The organism is Pinirhizobacter sp. (genome assembly GCF_035317885.1).
Classification (GTDB): Bacteria; Pseudomonadota; Gammaproteobacteria; order Xanthomonadales; family Rhodanobacteraceae; genus Pinirhizobacter.
In genome coordinates this window covers 1-3,218 of record NZ_DATHFX010000249.1, presented here as the reverse complement: position 1 = coordinate 3,218, position 3,218 = coordinate 1, and the positions used below count along the sequence as shown (strand labels likewise).

4 protein-coding genes are annotated in these 3,218 nt (G+C 62.3%); 3 read left to right on the top strand and 1 reads right to left on the bottom strand.

All coding sequences use genetic code 11. From position 1 onward, the window contains the following. The coding region (locus VK519_RS08135) for a PAS domain S-box protein (RefSeq protein WP_324348880.1) at window positions 1-1,692 on the bottom strand (1,692 nt) is incomplete at its 3' end. A 262-nt stretch (window positions 1,693-1,954) separates the two neighbouring features. Here VK519_RS08135 and VK519_RS08130 point away from each other — a divergent pair. The 3 genes from VK519_RS08130 to VK519_RS08120 all read left to right on the top strand — a co-directional run. Next, the gene (locus tag VK519_RS08130; protein ID WP_324348878.1) at window positions 1,955-2,368 is read left to right on the top strand and encodes a hypothetical protein; all 414 of its coding nucleotides are present in this window, start codon (window positions 1,955-1,957) and stop codon (window positions 2,366-2,368) included. Further along, window positions 2,340-2,846 carry a GNAT family N-acetyltransferase gene (locus VK519_RS08125; protein ID WP_324348876.1) on the top strand — a complete coding sequence of 169 codons (507 nt, stop codon included), beginning with the start codon at window positions 2,340-2,342 and terminating at the stop codon, window positions 2,844-2,846. Before VK519_RS08130 ends, VK519_RS08125 begins: the two co-directional genes overlap by 29 nt. 71 nt (window positions 2,847-2,917) lie before the next feature. Beyond that, window positions 2,918-3,218: TMEM175 family protein (locus VK519_RS08120; protein ID WP_324348874.1), on the top strand; the 301-nt coding region annotated here is incomplete at its 3' end.

Sequence of the window (3,218 nt, the reverse complement as noted above, 5' to 3'; positions counted from 1 at the left end):
AGCCCGGCCATCGAGTTCCTCGATCAGCGCCTCGATGTTCAGAAGGTCCGTCAGGGGATCGTGGGTGGCGCGGTAGGCGAGGTTGCGCTGGGTGGCCATGCGTTCACTGACATCCTCAGCCAGCACCAGGCGGCCATGCCGGCCGCCGATCTCGATATCCGAGGCATGCACCCTGACTTCAAACGTGCTGCCGTCACGCCTGCGATGGATCCACACGCTGGTTTCGTCGAACCCTTCTGCGTCGCCTATGCTGTCCACGACCCGTGCTTCGTAGCCTTCCGGCCGGATGTCCAGGATGGTCATGGCCAGGAATTCATCACGCGTGTATCCGTAGGCACGCTGGGCGGCCTCGTTCACTTCCATGAAGGCCAGTGTCTGGACGTCGAATACCCAGAAGGGAAGGGGATTCTTGTCGAACATCAGGCGGAAGCGGCGTTCGGCATCGGCGAGGTTGGCTTCGCTTTGGACACGCTCGGTGACGTCCACGATGGTACCGGCAAGCGTGCCTTCGTCCCGGTCGGTGATCAGTGCACCCTTGGTTGCGATCACGCGCACGTCGCCGTCGGGCCGGATCAGGCGGTACTGAAGGTCGATGGGCGTTCCATGGGCCCAGGCGTTGCGCACGCTCCGGCTCACCTCGCGGACATCGTCGCGATGGAGCAACGTGTAGAAGAATTCGGCGGTGGTGGAGACCAGGCCAGGATCGAGCCCGAAGATCTGCGCCACCGTGGGTGACCACTCCAGCCGGCGGGAGGCGCGCTCCACGCTCCACGTGCCTGTCTTGCCGGCCTGTTGCGCCTGGGTAAGGCGACGGGCGCTGGTGGTCAGCGTCTTCAGGTAGTTGGCCCGCGAAATGTCCGCGGTCTTGATGCGCTGGTACAGGTAGGCGAAGGCGATCCAGTACAGGGCGTAGATGGCGGCGCTCAAACCCACCAGTACATACCAGGGCTTCAGTAGCTCGCTGACAGCCATGCCCACGCCTACCCGTACCGGATAGGTGCCGAGCAAGCTGTCGGCGGTGATGCGGCGGGTACCGTCGATGGCGCTGATGCGCTCCCCGTGGTGGCCCACGAAAGGCGCGAACAAGCGGGTTACCGGCGCACCGACCAGGCTACTGGCTTGCTGGCTTCGGGCCAGGATCGTACCGTATTGATCGGAGACGGCGGCAACGCCATTCAAGCCTGCATCGAGGTCGTCCACGATGTGTTGCATCTGCGCGGCCTTGACCCGTGCCAGCACCCATCGATGCTGGTCCATGGGTACCGCCAGCGGCAGTGTCCAGACGCCGCCCACCTCGGCCATCGGCCCCATGCGCAGGCGCGTGCGGTCGCCGTAACCTGCCGCGGCCACCCACGTTGGCAACGTCCGGTCGCCCGCATGGTTCGCCATCAGGCTTCGGCCGTCGGCGTCGACGATAGTCAACGACACCAATTCCGGTTGGCGCTGCAGCACGCCGGTGATCGCGTCGGCCGACAGCGTGGATGCCTCGGCAGGGGTGGTGTGTTCCAGGCTCAAGACATCGAAGGCCACGCCGGTCATGGCGCGTTCGAGGGTGCGGATTTCGGCGATAAGCAGTCGCTCGCCACCTGATGCCAGGGCCATGGCCTGCCTTTCGGCCGCTTCCATGCGGGTGAGCCTGTCGCTGCGCAGCAGCAACACAAGGCACACGCCCAGCAACAAGCCAAGAATCACGCCGGCACGCCAGACAACGCCCGCTGATCGGCGCTCCGTGACCGGCGGAATCCCTTCAGCATGTTTCGACGCCATTGGACCCCTTAGAGTTCGCTTATTGCCGGGGCGAAGCGAACCATGCACTCAAGACTGCATCCTGGATCGGCAGGTTACGGGAATTCTTTAGGCCCACCTGCCGATGACGTCTCAAATGGCGCCGGGGATTGCGGTATGATTTACGCGGATGTAAAGTATCCTTGACACTCAAGGGAAGGGCCTGCAGGTGGCACGTCAGCGCGCTTACAAACGCTACAACCGCACGGTCATCGTACTGAGCGTGACCTATGTGGTGCTGCTGTTCGCGGCCGAGACGGTGATCGGTCGCGGCCATCTGACCGGTCCCCTGGCCTATGTGGTGGCCGTACTGCCTGCGTTGCCGATTATCGGTATCTTCGCCGCGATCGGCCGGTACCTGGTGGAGGAGACCGACGAATACATCCGTTTCCTCACCGTCCGGCAGACGCTGATTGCAGGTGGCCTGGCCTTGAGTTTTGCCACGGCCTGGGGATTCCTGGAGAGCTTCGGCCTGGCGCCGCACTTCGATGCCTATTGGATCGCAGTGATCTGGTTCGTGGGCCTGGGGCTGGGTGCGTGCATCAACAAATGGCTTGGCCGCCGCCTGGAAAACGAGGCCTAGGCTTGCCATGGCCATCGTCTATCGACCGATCGATCCCCAGGACCCGGCCGAGGTCCACACCTTTACTCTTTTTTGCGAGAACTCAGGAAGGGATTCGAACGAGGGGCATATCCCGGATTCGGATGACGAGCGAAGGAAAAAGAGTGGGGAGATCATCACCCAGCTAACCCGGGATGCATCGAAGCATCACTGCCTTGCCGCCTTTGACGACGGCAGCATGGTGGGCGTGATCCGCCTGCATATGATGACGATAGACAAGCTTCCCGCATGTCATATCCGCGCGTTATGGGTGCACCCGGATCATCGTGGCCGCGGCGTGGCGACAAAGCTCAAGGAGCTTGCCGAAACGTGGGCACGCGCCATGGGTTCGGCTTTCATGGACACCAATGTACGCGTCGCCAACGAGCGCATGATCGCGCTCAATACGCGGATGGGTTATGAAGTGGCGCGGCTGAATTTCCGCAAGCGGCTGGATTAGCGGCTCCTGGGCTGATGCGGCAGGTGCCACGATTGGGCATCATATGGGCCAGTCTCCAGGGGGCGTCTTGCATGGCATCAGCACCTTTTCATGTTCCGGAAGAACACATCCGTCAGCGGCATCTGGATCGACTGGTGATGATGTCCGATGGTGTGTTCGCCATCGCTTTGACGTTATCGGCGGTGGAGCTTCGGCCGGAATTCGAGGCGGGCAAATCGTTCTTCGATATATGGGCCCTGCCGCTGGGCGTGTATTTCATGAGTTTCCTGCTGCCGGTGGTGGTCCGCTACTTCCTGACCAACCTGGACAACGCCACGCATTCGGGTGTCGTGGCTTATGGAGCCATCGTGTCGGCCACCTATGCCAGCCTGG